Source organism: Labrenzia sp. OB1, from assembly GCF_001624695.1.
In the GTDB taxonomy this organism is placed as follows: domain Bacteria; phylum Pseudomonadota; class Alphaproteobacteria; order Rhizobiales; family Stappiaceae; genus Roseibium.
On the sequence record NZ_JSEP01000001.1, the window covers coordinates 232,867 to 251,375 of the forward strand.

At 58.8% G+C, this 18,509-nt stretch carries 14 protein-coding genes; 8 read left to right on the plus strand and 6 right to left on the minus strand.

The window, feature by feature from the left end; all coding sequences use genetic code 11:
- Positions 1 to 13: 13 nt before the first annotated feature.
- Complete coding sequence (locus OA90_RS01050) at positions 14 to 925, minus strand: AraC family transcriptional regulator (protein WP_068405781.1); 912 nt, start codon at positions 923 to 925, stop codon at positions 14 to 16.
- A gap of 191 nt (positions 926 to 1,116) precedes the next feature.
- On the opposite strand from OA90_RS01050, the gene OA90_RS01055 reads away from it, so the two are divergent.
- The 7 genes from OA90_RS01055 to OA90_RS01085 all read left to right on the plus strand — a co-directional run bounded on the left by OA90_RS01055 (position 1,117) and on the right by OA90_RS01085 (position 7,983).
- Positions 1,117 to 2,334 carry an amino acid ABC transporter substrate-binding protein gene (locus OA90_RS01055; protein WP_068405784.1) on the plus strand — a complete coding sequence of 406 codons (1,218 nt, stop codon included), beginning with the start codon at positions 1,117 to 1,119 and terminating at the stop codon, positions 2,332 to 2,334.
- Positions 2,335 to 2,416: 82 nt separating this feature from the next.
- Positions 2,417 to 3,292, plus strand: coding sequence for a branched-chain amino acid ABC transporter permease (locus OA90_RS01060; protein WP_068405787.1), 876 nt, complete (start codon positions 2,417 to 2,419; stop codon positions 3,290 to 3,292).
- Positions 3,289 to 4,251, plus strand: a complete 963-nt coding sequence (locus OA90_RS01065; RefSeq protein WP_068405790.1) for a branched-chain amino acid ABC transporter permease — start codon at positions 3,289 to 3,291, stop codon at positions 4,249 to 4,251. Before OA90_RS01060 ends, OA90_RS01065 begins: the two co-directional genes overlap by 4 nt.
- A complete protein-coding gene (locus tag OA90_RS01070; protein ID WP_068406571.1) occupies positions 4,251 to 4,985 on the plus strand; it encodes an ABC transporter ATP-binding protein in 735 nt (244 codons plus the stop codon). The genes OA90_RS01065 and OA90_RS01070 overlap by 1 nt, the downstream gene beginning before the upstream one ends.
- Positions 4,972 to 5,685, plus strand: a complete 714-nt coding sequence (locus OA90_RS01075; protein ID WP_068405793.1) for an ABC transporter ATP-binding protein — start codon at positions 4,972 to 4,974, stop codon at positions 5,683 to 5,685. Before OA90_RS01070 ends, OA90_RS01075 begins: the two co-directional genes overlap by 14 nt.
- Before the next feature lie 49 nt (positions 5,686 to 5,734).
- Complete coding sequence (locus OA90_RS01080) at positions 5,735 to 7,186, plus strand: aldehyde dehydrogenase (protein ID WP_068405796.1); 1,452 nt, start codon at positions 5,735 to 5,737, stop codon at positions 7,184 to 7,186.
- A gap of 41 nt (positions 7,187 to 7,227) precedes the next feature.
- Positions 7,228 to 7,983 (plus strand): SDR family NAD(P)-dependent oxidoreductase, encoded by a 756-nt coding sequence (locus tag OA90_RS01085; RefSeq protein ID WP_068405799.1) that lies wholly within the window; start codon positions 7,228 to 7,230, stop codon positions 7,981 to 7,983.
- Positions 7,984 to 8,129: 146 nt separating this feature from the next.
- Here OA90_RS01085 and OA90_RS01090 read toward each other — a convergent pair whose 3' ends face one another.
- The 5 genes from OA90_RS01090 to OA90_RS01110 are packed head-to-tail and all read right to left on the minus strand — an operon-like array spanning position 8,130 to position 16,718.
- A complete protein-coding gene (locus OA90_RS01090; protein WP_068405802.1) occupies positions 8,130 to 9,917 on the minus strand; it encodes a tetratricopeptide repeat protein in 1,788 nt (595 codons plus the stop codon).
- A complete protein-coding gene (locus tag OA90_RS01095; RefSeq protein WP_068405805.1) occupies positions 9,896 to 11,002 on the minus strand; it encodes a glycosyl hydrolase family 8 in 1,107 nt (368 codons plus the stop codon). Before OA90_RS01095 ends, OA90_RS01090 begins: the two co-directional genes overlap by 22 nt.
- 1 nt (position 11,003) lies before the next feature.
- Positions 11,004 to 13,274, minus strand: coding sequence for a cellulose biosynthesis cyclic di-GMP-binding regulatory protein BcsB (locus OA90_RS01100; protein WP_068405808.1), 2,271 nt, complete (start codon positions 13,272 to 13,274; stop codon positions 11,004 to 11,006).
- A 20-nt stretch (positions 13,275 to 13,294) separates the two neighbouring features.
- On the minus strand, positions 13,295 to 15,544 hold the full coding sequence (bcsA, locus tag OA90_RS01105; protein WP_068405811.1) for a UDP-forming cellulose synthase catalytic subunit: 2,250 nt from the start codon (positions 15,542 to 15,544) through the stop codon (positions 13,295 to 13,297).
- 22 nt (positions 15,545 to 15,566) lie between these two features.
- On the minus strand, positions 15,567 to 16,718 hold the full coding sequence (locus OA90_RS01110) for a helix-turn-helix transcriptional regulator (protein ID WP_068405814.1): 1,152 nt from the start codon (positions 16,716 to 16,718) through the stop codon (positions 15,567 to 15,569).
- A gap of 834 nt (positions 16,719 to 17,552) precedes the next feature.
- Between OA90_RS01110 and OA90_RS01115 the strand changes: the two genes are divergently transcribed.
- The gene (locus tag OA90_RS01115; RefSeq protein WP_068405817.1) at positions 17,553 to 18,236 is read left to right on the plus strand and encodes an HAD family hydrolase; all 684 of its coding nucleotides are present in this window, start codon (positions 17,553 to 17,555) and stop codon (positions 18,234 to 18,236) included.
- Positions 18,237 to 18,509: the final 273 nt, after the last annotated feature.

The window sequence follows — 18,509 nt, forward strand, 5'->3', positions numbered from 1 at the left end:
GAACCAGCCGGTGTCATGGCCACTCATGGAAGCCCGGGAAGGACTTCTTGCGCTCCGCCCCGCGTTTGCGCGTCCGGCCTGGCGGAATGCCGGTCTCCCTCTTGTAGAAGCGGTTGAAGTAACCCGCATCCTTGAAGCCCAGCGCATCGGCGATCTCCGCGACCTGGAGATTGGACTCCGCCAGCAGCGCTTCCGCCTCGATCACAAGGCGCTCGTGTATAAGTTCCAGTGGCGCTCTTCCGGTGATCCGCTTGACCGCGCTGGTCAGCCGCGTCCGCGACACCTTCAAGGCCCCTGCATAGGCTGCGATCGTCCAGTGATCGCGAAGGTGAAGCTCAAGAAGATGAAGGAAATTCCGCACGATTGTTCTGGGAGCCGCCTGCACCTGCTGCGGCTGGGGACTGGATATCCGCCACAGTGTCATGAGCGCCAGCACGAGATGATGGCGCGCCGCCTCCTGGCCACCCGGCAGCTCGCTGCGCAGTTCCCGTTCGACCGCCTCGATGGCACTCATCAATTCCAGCGCCTGTGGCTTTTGCAGGCGGGCTCCGATGAGGGGATGCAGCAGGGCATCCTTCACCTGCCGCCCGACGAGCCCGGCGGGAACCGCCCTGCCGAAGGCCAGTTCCGAAACTGACACCAGTGCGCCGCGCGACCCGGACTTCAGCGTCAGGCGTGCCGTCTTGCCCGCCGGCAGCCAGACCGCACAAGGGCTGACGAACGGAAGCTCGCTGCTTTCGAATTCCAGTTGCCCTTCGCCGGACACCAGCACAAAGCCCCGGTTGCGCCGGCCGCGCAACGTCCAGCTCGTCGGCGTCAAAGCGGTCCGGATCACTCCGGCTTCGGTATCCGGCAGGATTTCGATCTGGTGCTGGGCGGAACCGGGAGAAGGCCAGTTGCCGGAAGAGGCGCCGAAGAGGCTCATGTGATTATGCGTCCGGCGATCTATTCAGATGGAAGCTCAATTGCCCGTAATTTACTATTATTTGTACATTTCTTTCCACCAAATGTACATTTTTATCCGGACTTTCCCGGCTAGTGTAATGACGGAGCCGGTCGTGGAGAACCGGCCCCGCCGCTGTCGCACACGCGATTTCGGCCGATTGGGAGGAAAACATGTTCACAACATTTCGCAGGCTCAGCCTGACCGTACTCGCGGGCACGGCAGCGCTCGCACTTGCCGCACTGCCGGGCTCCGCACAGGACCATCCGGACAAGATCAAGATCGGATACGCCGTCTCGAAAACCGGCGCCAATGCCGGCGGCGCCGCAATGACCACCATTCCGAATTACAAACTCTGGCTCTCGGACCTGGAAGCCAAGGGCGGACTGGAAATGCCGGACGGCACGAAAATTCCGGTCGAGCTCATCGAATATGACGACCGGTCCAGCGCCGAGGAAGTCGTACGCGCCGTCGAGCGTCTGGCAGGACAGGATGAAGCCCATTTCATTCTCCCGCCCTGGGGCACCGGCTTCAACCTTGCGGTCGCACCACTCTTCGACCGCTACGGCTATCCTCAGCTCGCGGTGTCCGCCGTGACCGACAAGGCGCCGGACTTCGTCAAGCGCTGGCCGAAGAGCTTCTGGTTCCTTGGCGGTGGCCACGACTATACCAATGCGCTGGCAACCCTTCTGGCCGACCAGGTCAAGGCCGGTGTGATCAATCCGAAGGTCGCGATGATATCCGTGGCCGACGGCTTTGGCATCGATCTCGTCACCGCTGCCCGTCCTTCCTTCAAGGAAGCAGGTCTTGATGTCGTCATGGACCAGACCTATCCGGTCGGGACCCAGGACTTCACCACCATCCTCAACGAGGCGAAAGCCTCCGGGGCCGACACATTCGTCGCCTTTTCCTACCCCCCGGGCACCTTCGCCCTCACCCAGCAGGCGCAGGTAAACAGCTTCAATCCGAAGGTTCTTTATCTCGGTGTCGGCGTCGGTTTTCCGCCCTACGGCGCGAACCTTGGCGAGAAGGCCGAAGGGATCATGACGCTCGGCGGCATCGATCCTGCCAACGAGAGCAACAAGGCCTATCGCGAGCGCCACAACGAGGTGAACGGCCAGTACCCGGATCTGTGGGGCAGCGTTATAACCTATGCCAGCCTGCAGATGCTGGAAGAGGCCATCAAACGTGTCGGTCTCGACCGGGAGGCCGTTTCGAAGGAATTGTCGACGGGAACCTTCGAGACCGTTCTCGGCGAGACCAGTCTTGAGGACAATCAGCTCCGCGACCTGTGGTTTGTTGGCCAGTGGCAGAACGGCACGCTCGCCGGTGTGGCGCCCGCCGACCGGAAGGGCGCTTCCGACGCGAAGCTCCCGAAACAGCCCTGGTAAGACATCTACACGGACAGGAGACCGGCGGAAAACCGCCGCCGGTCTCCCTTGCCCGACAGATCAACGGTTTCGGCAGGAACACATGACACTGACCACCACGCTGATAGCGGGCCTCGTGCTCGGCGGCACCTACGCGCTTGTCGCCATGGGGCTGACCCTGCAATACGGAATTGCCCGCATCATGAATCTCGCCTATGGCGACATGATCATTACCGCCGCATTCGCCGCCTTCGTCGTCCAGGCCCTGCCGTCGATGAACCCTCTGATCGGATTGGCCATTGTCGTCCCCGGCGGATTCGTTTTCGGCTATCTGGTCTATGTGTTTCTTCTCTCACCGCTGGTGAAGCGCGCACCCGACAAGGCGACGCTGGAAGTTGACTCCATCCTGACCACCTTCGGCCTCCTGTTCGTCATCCAGGGCGTGCTGCTGGTGCTCTTCGGCAGCAATTACACCAGCTACACATTCCTCAATGTGCCTGTCTCGATTTTCGGCACGACCGTTGCCGCCAACCGGCTGATCGCCCTTGTCCTGGCGCTCACCTTCGGGCTTCTTTTCTACGCCCTTTTGACTCGCACGCGCTGGGGCACAGCCCTCAGGGCGGTTGCGGTTTCACCGCAATCGGCGCAGCTCGTCGGCATCAATACAGACCGCGCCGCCGCCGTTGCATTCGCAATGGGCACGGCCCTTGCCGCTGCCGGCGGCACCGTGATTTCCATGTACCAGACCTTCACCGCCACAGGCGGTGTCGTCTTCACCATGAAGGCCCTGATCGTAGTGATCATGGGGGGTGTCGGCAATCTTCTGGGCGCGCTGACCGCTGGTCTCGTACTCGGCATCGTGGAGACAACCGTCTCCACCTATGTGGATCCGGGCCTCACGCTGGCCGCGACCTACACGATCTTTCTCGTCGTTTTGCTTTGGCGCCCAGAGGGCCTGTTTGGACGGCGCGTGCGATGATAACGGCATTCTCCTTTGCCGCGCTGGCAGCCGTCTTCGCCGCCCTCGCCGCAGCCCCCTTCTTTCTGGGCACATACGGCATAGGGTTCCTACTCGGGCTTGTCGGATACGTGACGCTCGCAAGCGCCTGGGCGCTGTTTTCGGGGCCGACGCGATACGTTTCACTCGCGACCGTCGCCTTCTTCGGGATCGGCGCCTATACGGTGGCCGTACTCTACGAGACCCTGCCCTCCTGGCTCGTTCTTGTGGTCGCGGCATTGATCGGGCTCTTCGTCGCCCTTCTCGTCGGCCTGTCGACGCTGCGTCTGGCCGGCGTCTATTTCGTTATCTTCACGTTTGGCCTGGCCGAACTGATCCGCCAACTCGTCACCTGGTACGAGGTCAACGTCACCGGAACGCTCGGACGCTATCTCTTCGTGGATTACGGACCCGAGGTCGTCTATTGGAAACTCCTTGCGCTCTGCGCCGTCACGCTGGCCATCGGCTATTTCATCAAGCGCAGCCGCTGGGGCCTGGCGTTGAAGATGATCGGTGACGACGAAGTGGTCGCCGAGCATTGCGGACTGCCAACCGCCCGGGTGAAGCTGGCCCTCTTCGCGGCAAGCTCGGTTATCATCACGCTGGTCGGCGCCATCCAGGCGCCCCGCTGGACCTATATCGAACCGACGATTGTCTTCAATCCGACAATCTCGTTTCTGACGCTGATCATGGCGCTCCTTGGCGGTGCTGGAAGACTGTGGGGACCCGTCGTCGGAGCCGTGCCGCTGTTCCTGCTGTTCGAGTGGCTGTCAGCCAATTTCCCCGATCATTATTCGATCATCCTGGGATTGCTGTTCATCGCCATCGTATTCGTTCTTCCCAACGGTGTGCTCGGCTTCTTCGAAGAGCACTGGAACCGGCTGCGCGCACGCGGATCAGCGGGCAGAACCGAGCTGTCCCAGGACAGGGAGGCCGGATGATGGAGACCCTTCTGGACGTCCGGAAACTCACCAAACGCTTCGGCGGACTGACCGCGGTCAACGATCTGTCCTTCAGCCTGAGGCAAGGCGAAGTGGCCGCGCTACTCGGGCCGAACGGTTCGGGAAAGACAACGGCGCTCAACATGATCTCGGGATTTCAACCCGTCTCCGGCGGCACCGTGCTGCTGGACGGCAAACGGCTGACCGGCAGGCCGGCGCACTGGATCTCTCATGCCGGGGTCGCGCGCACCTTCCAGCTCGTGCGCGTGCTTCCATCCCTCAATGTGGAGGATAATATTCTGGCAGCTGTGATGTTCCGCAAGAAACCGCCCGCCAAAGAGACCGCGAAAGAAGAAGTTCAGCGTTTGCTTGAGGAAGTCGGCCTGGCGGGACGCTCCAATGAAAATGCTGCTTCACTCACCTATATCGACCAGAAGCGCATGGAGCTTGCCCGCGCCCTGGCCTCTCAACCGAAGCTGCTGCTGCTCGACGAATGGCTCGCGGGCCTCAATCCCTCCGAGCTCTCCATCGGTATCGGGCTGATCTCCAATCTCAACGAGAAAGGCATCACCATCCTGCTGGTCGAGCATGTCATGGATGCGATCCGGGCCTTGTGTCCGCGTGCGGTTGTCATGAACGCCGGACGCAAGATCGCCGATGGCGCGACCGCCGAGGTGCTCAGGGATCCGGAAGTCGTGCGAGCATATCTGGGAGGCGCCCATGCTGTCGCTTGAAGCTCTTTCCGTGCGCTATGGCAAGCACATCGCGCTGGACAATGTACACTTGCGCGTAGACCCCGGCGAAACGGTCGTGATCCTCGGTGCGAACGGCGCCGGAAAATCCAGCCTTCTCAAGGCGGTTTCAGGTCTGGTGACGCCGGAACCGGGTGCACGCATTTCTCTCGACGGCCGCGAACTGACTGGAGTTCCGCCACACCGGATACCCGATGAGGGGATCGCACTGGTGCCGGAAGGCCGAGGCATCTTCACGGCGCTCTCCGTTGACGAAAATATTGCCCTTGGCGCCTATTCCAGACGCGCCCGTGCTGGAGAGGCACGGCAGCGGGACTTCATTTTCGATCTGTTCCCGCGCCTTGCGGAGCGGCGCAGACAGGTCGCCGGCACCATGTCCGGCGGGGAACAGCAGATGGTCGCGATCGCAAGGGCGCTCATGTCCGATCCGCGGCTCCTGATGCTGGATGAACCGAGCCTCGGCCTCGCACCGGTCGTCGTCGGCGAACTCTTCGATGCCCTTGGCCGGATCGGCGCGTCCGGTGTGGCTCTCCTGCTTGTGGAGCAGAACGTGACCATCAGCCTCGAACTCGCCGCAAGGGGATACCTTCTGGAAGTCGGACGCGTGGTCGGAGAAGGCAGCGCCGCCGAGTTGAAGGAAGACCCCGCCGTCAGGCAAGCCTTCCTCGGCCTCAATGACTGAAGCCGAACGAACTTTGTGAAAAACAAAAATTACAACTGGGATGACTGACATGGATACACTCGGACTATTGATCGGCCCCGAAGACACGCAAGCCGCCGACGGCGGGGTGTTTGAACGCCTCAACCCCATCACCGGCGAAGTCGCAAGCCGCGTCGCCGCCGCAACGAAGGAAGACGCCCGGCAGGCCTGTGACGCCGCTGCTGCCGCCTTTCCCGAGTGGGCCGACATGGGCCCCGGCCCGCGCAGGAAACTGCTCCTGGCAGCAACGGCCGCACTGGAAGCGCGCGCGGACGATTTCGTTGCCGCGATGGCCGACGAAATCGGCGCGACGGAAGGCTGGGCACGGTTCAATGTTCACCTGGCGTCCGACATGCTGCGTGAAGCCGCTGCCCTGACCACCCAGATAAGCGGAGAAATCATTCCTTCAAACCGTGGCGGCAGCCTGGCCATGGGCGTGCGCCAGCCGGTCGGTGTCGTCCTCTCCCTCGCGCCATGGAATGCCCCGGTTATTCTCGGCGTACGGTCTCTCGCCACGCCGCTTGCCTGTGGCAACACGGTGGTGATGAAAACCTCGGAAATCTGCCCGCGCACCCACCGGCTGATCGTCGATGCCTTGCGCGAGGGCGGCATTCCGGCCGGGGTCCTGAACGCGATCTCCAACGCCCCCGAGGACGCACCGGAAATCGTCGAGACGATGATTTCCCACCCGGCGGTCCGCAGGGTGAACTTCACCGGCTCCACCCGCGTGGGACGGGTCATCGCGGAAATGTGCGGCCGGAACCTGAAACCCGCCCTACTGGAACTTGGCGGCAAGGCGCCACTGCTCGTTCTGGACGATGCCGATCTGGATGCGGCCGTTTCCGCAGCCGCCTTCGGCGCCTATATGAACCAGGGTCAGATCTGCATGTCGACGGAACGCATCATTGTCGATGACGCCATCGCCGATACCTTCATCGGCAAACTCGCCACCAAGGTGAAGTCGCTCAAGGCGGGCGATCCGAGAAAAGGTGAAACGCCGCTTGGAGCCGTGGTCGATGTGCGTGCCGCGGATCGGATCCAGGAATTGGTCAAGGACGCCGTCAGCAAGGGCGCCGTCCTGATCACCGGCGGCGGCGCGGACGGCGCCGTCATGGATGCCACACTGCTCGACCGTGTGACCCCGTCCATGCGCATCTACAACGAGGAGAGTTTCGGTCCGGTTGCGATCATCGTGCGCGTCTCCGGCGAGGACGAAGCCGTGCGGGTGGCGAACGATACCGAATACGGTCTGTCCTCTGCCGTTTTCAGCAAGGACATCAACCGCGCCATGCGCGTTGCCCGCCGGATAGAATCCGGCATCTGCCACATCAACGGGCCGACCGTCCACGACGAGGCGCAAATGCCGTTCGGCGGCGTCAAGGACAGCGGTTACGGCCGCTTCGGAGGCAAGGCCGGTATTGCGGAATTCACCGAACTGCGCTGGATCACCATTCAGGATGGGCCTGTCCATTACCCGATCTGATCGCAGGACAGATCGCAACACTCCTATCGCGGAAACTGCAGATGAAACTGGAAAACAAGACCGCCCTGATTACCGGCGGTGCGGGAAGCCTGGGCCTGGCGACGGCCCGGCTCTTCGTCGAAGAAGGCGCGCGCGTGGTCCTCATGGACCGCGACCGTGTCTCTCTCGACAGGGCATCGGAGGCTTTGCCGCCCGATCGGGTGTTGTTCCTGACCGCGGATGTCACATCAGAGCCGGAAATGGCAACCGTCGTCGAAACCGCGCAAGGCTTCTTCGGAGACATTGACATCGTGTTTTCCAACGCCGGAAATTTCGGCGAGGTGAAACCGATCGCCGACTACCCGCTTGAAGTGTTTCAAAGCGTCCTGAATGTGCATGTCACCGGTGCCTTCCTGACCGCGAAATACGCCGCGCCCGCCATGCGCGACGGTGGCAGCATGATCATCACATCCAGTGTGGCGGGCACACGCGGCGACCCTGGCGTCTACGGCTATATCACCGCCAAACACGCCCAGGTCGGCCTCATGCGCTGCCTGTCGAAGGAGCTGGCCCCAAGAGGCATTCGCGTCAACACGATCCATCCCGGCCCGCTCGACAATTCGTTCCAGCAAGCGGTGGAAGACGGTATCGGCGAGACGCTTGGCATCGATGGAACGAAAATGTTCAACGACATGATCCCCCTGGGCCGTCACGGAACAGTGACGGAAGTCGCACGGTCGGTACTGTATCTCGCCAGCGACGACAGCAGTTTCACCACCGGTACGATGCTCATGGCCGACGGCGGCATGAGCGCCTGAGAGGCAGGATTGATACCGGCAACTTCGGAACACTCGATTCCGAAAAAAACCGGGCTCTGTAGATCCTCCCGGTACCGGATTGGAACCACGGGGAGAGCAACAACAGAGCCCGGCTTTGGTTCGCGCCGACGGCATTTCAGCCGCCGTTACTGGTACTTGTACATGGCCTTTTCGGAGAACCATTTGCCCTGGCGGGTCTCCTTGGTAGAGCGCTGGGCATCCGCCGCGGCAAAGATCTTGTGCGCTTCCTTGCTTCTGCCGCTGTTGAAAAGCGCCCACCCTCGCAGCAGCTGTGAAGTGCGGGTTTCACGGCCACGCAGGGCGTTGCGCTCCAGCAGAGCGACCGCCTCCTTGTAGTTGCCGGAATTGAAGGCATTACGGGCTGAAGCCAGTGAGGAGTTCGAATAACTTTTACTCCCACCGCTCGACCTCTTCTGCGTTGAGCTTGCAGACGCCCTCCGTACGCGATTAAGGGCCTCTACAGCCGGGAAATCCCCCGACCAGTCAGCGATGAGCTGGTTCTGGCGCTTTGTCTGCTTGTTGCGCTGGGCAACCAGAATGAGACCTACAACAGCGGCTTCGTTGGGATGAAACTTCATGGATTTGTCAAACCAGGTTTCGGCTTCATCAAAATCGTAGAGCTCGTAGAAATGCCAGCCCAGAACTTGCGCCCCGTTGGCGGACTCTGCTTCCTCGATGGAGTTGGCGAATCTGGACAGGCGTTTGAAATCGAGCTCCCGATCGAGATCGTCCAGGATCTGGATCGACATCACCTCCAGATAAGCCTTGAGGATGAGTGGATCTTTGCGGCGGTTCTCGTAGGCGAGGTTTTCTGCCTCTTCGTAAGCGCCCGCCCCCTTCAGTGAGATAACGATCCCCTCTATCGCTTTTACTGAAGGCCTGAGTTTAAGCGAGGCATTGAACCATTCCGCAGCTTGTTCATAGTCCTGGCGGGAATAGTAGTACCAGCCGAGAAGTTCCGCATCGCCTGGATTTTGCTGCAGTTTCGCTGACCGCGTGAGAGTTTCCAGATCGGCCCGCTCGACAAGCAGCATTTCGTCGGCTGCCGCCTTTCCGACTTCGCCGCGCACGATATTCAGGAAGATATCGTTGAATTCCGATTGCCCGTCGATCCCGGTCCGGCCGAACGTGACCAGTTTTTCAACGGCCTGACGCGGTAGAATTTCCGCGGCCTTTTGCACAGTGGCGACGCGCTCGTCCGGATTGGAGCAATTGGCCAGAATATACTGGTAAGCGGCAAAGGCTTCCGCCTCGCGTCCTGTCTTGTACAGGGCTTCAGCCGTCCGCCAGATCATGTCCATCTCCTGGCAAACCAGCAGCGTCGGGTTCTTCGCCACCGTCTTGACCACATCGGGGTAGTTTCCGACCTCCGATGCTCTGAGGACGGTTTTGCGGGCTTCCGCGTTCATGATCTGTCGCCGCAATTCACCGGTAGGAGCATAACCGGGATACAGTTTGATGAATTCCCGGATCTTTGCGTAGAGTTCCTGGGACTTGCCGGCCGCGAACAGGTCCCACAAAGGCTGCTCGTTCACCGCGGTCTTGTTGGAGTCGAATATGTCCTCCGGCGGTTCCCAGTCCGGGTGCAGGCTCTTCAACCGGTTGATTTCTGCCGAAACTCGGCCAATTTCACCATTATGTGCGTAGTAACGCAGGGCAGATTCATCCACCAGGGGTCTGGCGGGAGCCACGACCTGTACATTCGCCGGTTGCACGAACCCGGCCGATCCAAGCGCGAAAGGTTCGGCCTTCTGGACCGGCGGGGGTGTTTCCGCGCTTCCCGGAAGCGACAGGACGAAGGGTGAATTGCTGGTTTGCAACGGGACGGTGTCCCAGGGTGCGGTCTGCGCCTGCGCAGCGCTTCCAGCAAGCACCAGGCCAACGGCGGTGATTATCCTTCTTGAGATAAGCATTGTGGATACCTCTCAGCTAAAGCCAAAACAGTGAAAATCTGTAAAGTCGATGAATAGTAGGGGTCTGCGCCGACGCGCAGCAGTTCGGGAGGAAAGGGCTCGGACGTGTCCATACAGCGGGTCAGTGCCGCAACGGCCGCAAAACCCTTGCCCCCCATGACGCTTTGCGTCTCCCCGGAAACGACATGCACCACGTAGGGGCCTCCGGGCGCGTCAAAGCCCTTCAGGGCAGCGAAGTCCGCGACCTTTTTCTCCCGGTACGCATTTGTCGAAAGAGCCAGATAAAGAGGGATGCGGATTGCATTGTAACCAAATTCCAGCGGAAACTTTTCCGCCGGATCAAGTTTTATCCCCGACACATCGACCCAGTCGGGCGGCAGATAGCTGGGGGCGCGCTGCGAAAGGTCGAGCACTTCCTCGCCGACCACAGCGATTTCCTCCCAATTGGCGGATGTATCGAAACGGGCAACCGCCTCAAGGGCGGGATAGACCCAGTAGGAAGGATTCAGCGTGAATTCCTGCCCTTTCCCGGAGCTGAACCCGATTTCGCCAGGCAGCAGGACGGGGCCGAAGCCGGTGTCACGGACAAGCTTTTCCGCAATGTCTTTCAGCACAAGCCTGGCCGAACTCAAATTCTCGTTCTCGCCCCAGCTCTTGTAGGCTTCGACAAGCCCCCAGGCGATCAGAAGATCCCCATCAGTCGCATTGTTGGTATCGGCGACATTCGGTCCCTTGTCTGTATGCTCAACTTTCCATGCGAAAAGGTGGTCCTTGCGAACCTGCAGGGTTTCGAACGTGTAATCCCGAATGCGCTCGAAAAGCTCGCGATCATCGACGGCAACCGCCAGAACCATCCCGTAGCCCTGGCTTTCGCTGTGGCTGATCCCCTGATTGCCATCGTCGATGACGGCACCATCAGCCGTCACGAACCTCTTCGCGTATTCGCGCCACGCCGACTTCAGCCAGAGCGAAACAGCTTCGTTGTCGCGGGCGCTTTGGCCGATAACCTCGGTAGCCACGGCGGGGAAGACCCCGCCGGCCGCCATCATGGAGACAATCACCGCCGCGCAAAGCATCTTTGCCATCTCACCGGCCCGACTTCTTGAGCGCAATGAAATAGACGAACCCGAGCGAAACGCAGAATGCCGCCATGAACAGAACGAAGGAGAGCATGTTGTGCGAAATCACACCGGCAACCACCAGCCGCGTGTTGCGCCAGTCGGATGGATTGGCCACCGTCGCGAAGTAGTCGGGCTCGGAGAACCGCTCCGACACGACCTGACCCGTGGACGCCKTGTAGAGCGAGGTGTCGCCGTTCAGCCAGGACAGACGGTTCTTCTCCAGGAGCGCGCTTACGCCGGTCTTGATGTCTTCGCTGCCAAGACCGGTCACCACCGTCCAGGCGTCCTGTTTTACCGGGGCTCCCATGAAAGCCACCCAGCGTTCGTCCGGAGAAAGACTGGTGGTCCGTTGCGCGAACAGCACGTCTTGTTGTTCCAGGTGGAATTCCTGTCCCGGGTTCGCACCCGGGCTGAGCCTGAAGCCCATGCTCCGCCACAGCGATCCGGCATAACGGCGCATGTCGGCCCAAAGGCTGTCATCGCCTTCGCTGATCGCATCGAGGCCGAGCAGCCCCGTAATGCCGCCGCTGCGGGCCCGGCGCCCCTGGTTGATCGTTTCCAGATAGGCTTCCTTCGCGGCTCCGGACAACCTGTCGACCGGAGCCACGATCAGACCCGGCCGGGTGCCGACCGGCGCCGAGGACAGAACAAGGGACACCGGACGGACTTCCTGGTTGAGAGCGGCTGAAGCCACGACCAGCTGGACCGCCGTCTCGAGACTTGCCGGATCATCCGCCGGAACCTGAACAAGGGTCGGCCTTGTGTCTGAAGGCGCAGATGCCAGCAGATTCTTGACCGCGACATTCGGCGTCACCCGCATCCGCGCGAAAGTATCGAACTCGATGGCCGAATTCTGGGCACTCAGATAAAGCCTGTCACCGGAAACCTGCTCCGCCACGTTACACACGGCATCGCCATCGGTGAGCGCGGAAACTTCGATCCTGACTTCGTTGTAGCCCGGCGAAAACCCACCGAGCGGAATGTTGAGCGGATTGCGCGAGCTTATGCCGGTTCGCGTCAGATCGGCGGAAGCAAGCGCCGCTCCGTTTGCGAATACCTGCAGTTTGTTGGCTTTCGAAAGATCTCCAAGCGCGTCGACATTGAGACCCAGGGTCGCCTTGCCATAATCCCCGACGAAGAAATCATTCGGCAGGTTGAGCGAGAAATCCTGGTGCAGCAAACGCCCGTCAAAACGCTTGCTGGTGACACCGAGCTGGGAAAGAGTGATGGCCCTTCCGGTATCGACCTTCCGTCCGAACTTGTTCGCGAATGCCGCCACGCCCGCTCTCGATCCGGTGACGGGAAGCGCTGCAAGACGGGAGGCCAGTGTTTCGATCATCTGATCCAGCGCCAAACGGTTGTCGGCCGAGATGATCAGGGCAATCCGGCCCGTCACAGGCGTTCGCACCAGCGCCAGGCCCGGTATGTCCGAGCGGGAGCTGCCGATGACATAACCAGCCTGGGAAAGTTCAGACCTTGTTCCCAGGATGATGTCGAGACCGGCACTTGTCCCGGGACGGCCCTGAATTCTGACATCAGGATTCTGATATTTGCCGAACACCGCAATGGACTGCGCAACAGCCAGGGCACGGTCGATATTGCCGATGGCGGTGCTGCCGATCTGGACTAGTTGGATATTCGTCGCACCGTTTTCATTGGTCGGGATCGACCTGAGGATGTCGAGATCGCTCAGCACCTGCGGTTGACTGCCCGGCCCCGGATCGAACACCAGGCCGGTATTGGCCGGATTAAGTGCCGTCCACAGTTCATAAGTGGCCGGAATCGTGCAATCGACCCTGTGCCGGTGCTGGGCCAGAAAACGGATTTCGTTGAAGCCTTCGACAAGCAGCCCGGGCGGCAGGTCGAAGCTGCGGAGGGTGTTCTGCTCACCCGCCTTCAGTTCCATTGCCCCGATCACCTGACCATTCACGAAGACCGCCAGATTGGAACTCTCCGGGGCGGCGGAGACTGCGGTCAGGTAGTCGACCTGCAGCTTCCTGTACTTGAGCACTTCGTCGCGCGGCGCGTAGATGGCCATGGTCCTTTCAGCCATTTCGCCTTCCAGGCGCAATTGATCAGTGGTCGCCGACAGGCGGCGGATCGCCATCGGGCGGACCGCCTGCGGTTCGAGGATGGACAGATCCACCTCCTGTGCGCCTGCGGGCAGCGCCGGAATCATCATCGCGGTTGCCAACAGGGCGGCCTTTACCAAAGGCATGGTTTTTACTGCAAACATATGGTGTTTCATGACATGTCTCACTCTGCAGGCGTCAGCAGGGTTTCAGGCAGTTCCTGCGCGGTCGGCGCAGGCTTGCGGCGCAGCCCGGATCTCAGGAGAGACAGGACGGCCAGTATCGGAATACGGACCCCCGCGCTCAATGCCCAGCGTGCGATGCGCAGGCTTCCCGACAGGACCGACGACCCGGAGAGTTTACGGTTGTGCAACGCCTTGGGAATGGTCAGGTCGGAGTAAATCAGGTCACCTGAGGCCATCGCACAATTGGCGACACTGTCCGCATAACCCGCCCCCAGCATCAAACCGGTTGCACCTGCACGCTGCGAAGCGATGCGAACCCGGACAGCATGTTCAGGCATCAGTTCCCGGCTTTCCTTGAGCGCACCGCCTTGTCCCTTTTGGGAAGGCGTGAATTTGAGCAGGCCGGTATCGCCGAGAATGTTACCACCCTCGGGAAGCTTCTCCAGCTGCATGAGGACGCCGTTGGTGTTGGCTTCCCTCAGCACGACCGGAATGGATTCATTGTGAAGCTGCAGGACGGCGGTTCTGTTGGTCAGTATGCGCGGTGCCGTCCGGACCTCCTTGCGTTCCAGGACCGCGCCGAGAGCAGCTCCCGAAATCAGAAGGTTGAACACCTGCCAGACGCCGACGACGGTCAGCAGAACGCTCTGGCCCGGATCGTGTTCGATGCGCCAGATCAACACGCCGGTGACGAACAACATGACGGCGAAGAGCAGGATATACGGCCAGGCAAGGACGGAAAGCTGCTCTTCCTCCAGGGTTTCCCCCTTGGACGTCACATTGAATTTAGGTGCCCTCGGATTGAGAAGGACGGAAATGATCGCGGGAAACAGGAAGATCGACTGAATGTACTCGTAAAGCTCGGAAATCCATGGCCATCTCAGCTTGCCGTAGAGACCGGACTGGATCGAAATGACCGCCAGGATATAGGTCATCGTGTAGGCGAGGAATTCCTGCGGCGAGGCGATATAGATCTTCATGTTAAACAGGATGAAGAGCATCGGCGCCAGCATGAATACCAGGCGCGGGAACGGAAACAGCCAGAACATGGCGCTGGACATATACGCGACTCGCTGCATGAAATTCAGTCCCGGTTTGAAGAGCGGACTCTTCAGCAGCAGGATCTGCATCATGCCGCGGCACCAGCGGGAACGCTGGCCGATGAACGAGGCGATCGTTTCCGGCTGAAGCCCGGCAATCATCGGGCGGTCGACATACGCACTCTTCCAGCCGCGTGAATGCAGCTCCAGAGCCGTTTCACAGTCCTCGGTGATGGAAACACCCGAAAAGCCGCTGACTTCATTGAGTGCGGCGCGGCGCAATACGGCGCCCGATCCGCAGAAGAAGGTCGCATCCCACTTGTCGAGCCCCTTCTGGATCATGCCGTAGAACATGTCGTTTTCCGACGGCATGACGTCGAAGGTGCGCAGATTGCGTTCGACCGGATCCGGGTTGAGGAAGAAATGCGGCGTTTGCACGAGGAACAATTTTGGGTCGCGGAAATAGGCAACCGTTTCGCGCAGGAATTCGCGTGACGGCGCATGATCAGCGTCGAAGACGACAACCAGATCGCCGACGGACTTGGAAAGTCCGTAATTCAGGTTTCCGGCCTTGGCATGCTCGTTGCGATCGCGGGCAAGATACGTCGCGCCCAGATCCTCGCAGATGCGCTGCATCGCCTCGCGCCGGGAATATGCCGCCCGGGCGACAGAGCGGTCCGGCGAGTTCAGCTTCTGCCCGGTCGCGCCGTCATCGAGAAGAAACACCCGGAACTTGTGCTGGGGATAATCCATGCTCATGGCTGCCGCAATCGTGCAGGCAACCAGACCCGGGTCCTCGTTGTAGCTCGGTATGAAGACGTCCACTGTCGGAGCGTCCTCATCCGTCGCTTGAACCTGGCGCGGTCGCTCGTACCGGTCGGACACGATGAGCGCGGAAAGGAAGAACATGAGAATGCAGAAGAGCTCCGCAGCCAGAAGAACGACGCCGGGAACAAAATCATAAAAGTTTTCGACGGGAGGAATTGTCTGGGTAACACGCCAGAAGACGTATCTTCCGACCAGAATGCCGCCGAGCGACAAGAAAATCACCCGACCCAGAGTGCCCGGGAAAGCCTTCGCCACATGCATGACAAGCAGAACGGAAAGCCCGAGGAAAAGCTGCACTTCGACGGACAGGGGAAGCGTGATGATGAAGAACATCACGATAGTCGCCATCGCAGCCAGCGAATATACGGTATACTTTAGCATCGCCTATGCTCCTGAGGTGTACTTATTTCTTTTCATGATCAGGAGCGATTGAAATCGCACCCTGAACAATATTGACAAGCTCGATTTGTGAATTGACTCCCAGTCTTTGCTGCGCAAGCGCGATATGATTTCTTGCGGTATTGTAGCTAATACCAAGCAACTTTGACGATTCTCGCAATGATTTACCTGAAATTATATGCTTTATTATTCTTGCCTGCTGCAATGTCACTCCAGTCATCGACTTGATCAGCAAGGGATCCACGTCGATGACCGAAATGGATGAGGCAACGACAATTCTTTTTCTGAAATAGTCTCTGACAGGATCCGAGCGTTCGTCCTCGCCTGAAAGGTCCGGGACCCTTTCCACAAAGAACTGGACGCCGTTTGCGCTCCGCGGAACGCGGGAGCCGGCAGTTCCGGTAAATCCGTCGTCATGCGGCTCAACCGAATTCACAACATCAGAGGACGAAAAAATACTGGCCTGCAGCTCGTCCGGAAGGACGAGCCGCCCCTCCGTGACATGAAATTCCACCGAGCCTTCAAGTAGCTTTCGCGCAGCCGGGTTACACGTGAGCACGTGTCCCGGCCCGTAGATCACCAACGCCGGGTACTTGATGAATTTGATCCAGTACTCGGCACTCACCAAATCGATCTTTCCCTGCCCGTGGACCAGTTCCTCCCCATAGGTTCGGAAGCCGCCAGCCACATCCTCGAAATAGGCGACAACCCCCTGGAACAGGATTTCCGAAAACCCGCTGGGGACATGCGCCGCCAGATAGAGACGCAGGCCGTTTCCGAGATCTACCGTCAGAACGGCGGCCCGGTCGGTTTCCAGGATCGATTTCGAACTCGAACCGGAGGATTTGAAACTTGTGCACTGCAGCACGGATGAATCGTAATATACGGGAATACAGGCATCGCCGCGGAAGCTCGAGAATGTCGCGATCTCCTGCGCGATAAGATCATCCGCATCCCAACGGCGCCCGCTATCGTCGAAAGTAAAAGAAACTTCGACTTTACTATTGCCGACATCCAAAACAAAAACGCTGAATACAAGGTATTCAAATCGTTGAGCCAACGTGAAAGGAAAGTCCCGGCCGCTTCGGGAGCGCCGCTCCTTGAAATACCGACCGAAGCTGAAACCTTCAGTAAATCTGCTAGCACCGAAATACATTACGACGCCCTTCCTATATATACTAAGCGAATGACTTTACGTTAAATTATTATTGAATAAGATCAGAAACATTATCTGTATCCAACAAGCCAAACACTCAATTAGAATGCCGTTTAATAATCTGTTAAGAATTTTATAGATCAGAGTTACAGAAATTACTTTAGTACCGTTGCACCAATTTTAAGAGTCATCACAGTCATGGTTAACTAAGTAATTTTACTTATTGTTATTTATCTGCATAATATATTTATGGATTAATGCATACGTAACGCACGGCCAGCAGGCCCAGATTTGAACGAAAAACACTGGTACACCCGGCACTACATGTTGTGGTTGATTGCCTTTCCAGAAAAATAGAGAGTAAAAAATTAAAATAAATACGTGAATATATAAAATATTAAAAAAATGAGACAGAATAACTTTATAAAACTCCGAAAAGCAACAAGGTACGCGTGATTTATTTAAAATATACTGCGCTGAAGATTTCATAATTCATGCGTGTTTTTTAGGCATAAAAATCTCGTATTTTGTGCAAGCTACTTCCATTTACGTTGTTGTATCGAAGCTGACTGACGCGCACGCAACCCCAAAAGGCTCTTCAACGATAAATTTACGCAATCGAATTGAAAGCAAATCTCCATATCGCAGCGCAATATGAGAGCGACCTGAAGCCCGAGAAGCCAGGCATCTGCCGTCGAACCGTCAGACTCATAGGAGTAGGCGCCTCTTCTCCGCCACCGACCAGGTGAGTACAAACGGACTTTTCTGTCTGCCGTTCACCGGATACACACCCTGACGGTGAAGTTTTTGAAGTCCGCAATCCGAAGGTCTCCGATGTCCGGTCAAAAGTCTGTCCAACTTGTTATCTTCGACTGCGACGGTGTCCTGATCGACAGCGAGGTGATCAGCGCCCGCATGCTGGTCGCCGAGCTTGCGAACCGCGACGTGCACATCACCATGGATTACGTCGCCCATCATTTTCTCGGCCGCAGCTACCCTGTTGTCCTGCAACAGATCCGCAAGGAATTCGGGATCGACCTGCCTCCGGAATTCGAGACGCATTATCGAGCAAGCCTGCTCAACGCCTTCGAGAAAGGTCTGAAACCGATCTCCGGAGTACGCGGGGTGATCGAGCGGCTGAAACCGGATTATTGTCTGGCAACCAGCTCCAGCCCGCCAAGGCTGGCGAAGTCGCTCGAGATCACCGGGCTGAAGGATCTGTTCACGGACCGCACGACAACAGCTTCCGAGGTCACGCATGGCAAGCCTGCCCCGGACCTGTTCCTGCTTGCGGCGGAAAAGCGGGGGATCGATCCGGTGGACTGCCTTGTCATCGAGGACAGCGAAAACGGTGTGAAGGCCGGCCTTGCCGCCGGAATGCAGGTCTGGCGGTTCATCGGCGGCTCGCACCTGAAAAACCTTGTGAATACCAATGACGCCTCCGCCGGAGCCGCGCGCGTATTCACTTCTTTCGACGAGTTCTATCGGCTCAGGCCGGATTTGAGACAAGTGGATTGATTTCTACCTTCCACACTGGTTTACATCCGCCCCCGATCCAATGTTGAGATCAGATAAATTAAGTAAAACATATATTTGCCTGGAAATTTCAGGGCTCCCGGCATTTGCGGAAGAGGCCTTGGCTCAGGGACCAAATTCTGGGGCCAGGCCACCAGATGGTCGATCCCGAGATCTGACGGTGAGATCGAACGACCGGCGGATATCTCGCCCGCTGACTGATTGTATCTGGCACAATTCTTACGTTGCGTTAGATAAAATCGGATACAGTGCTCC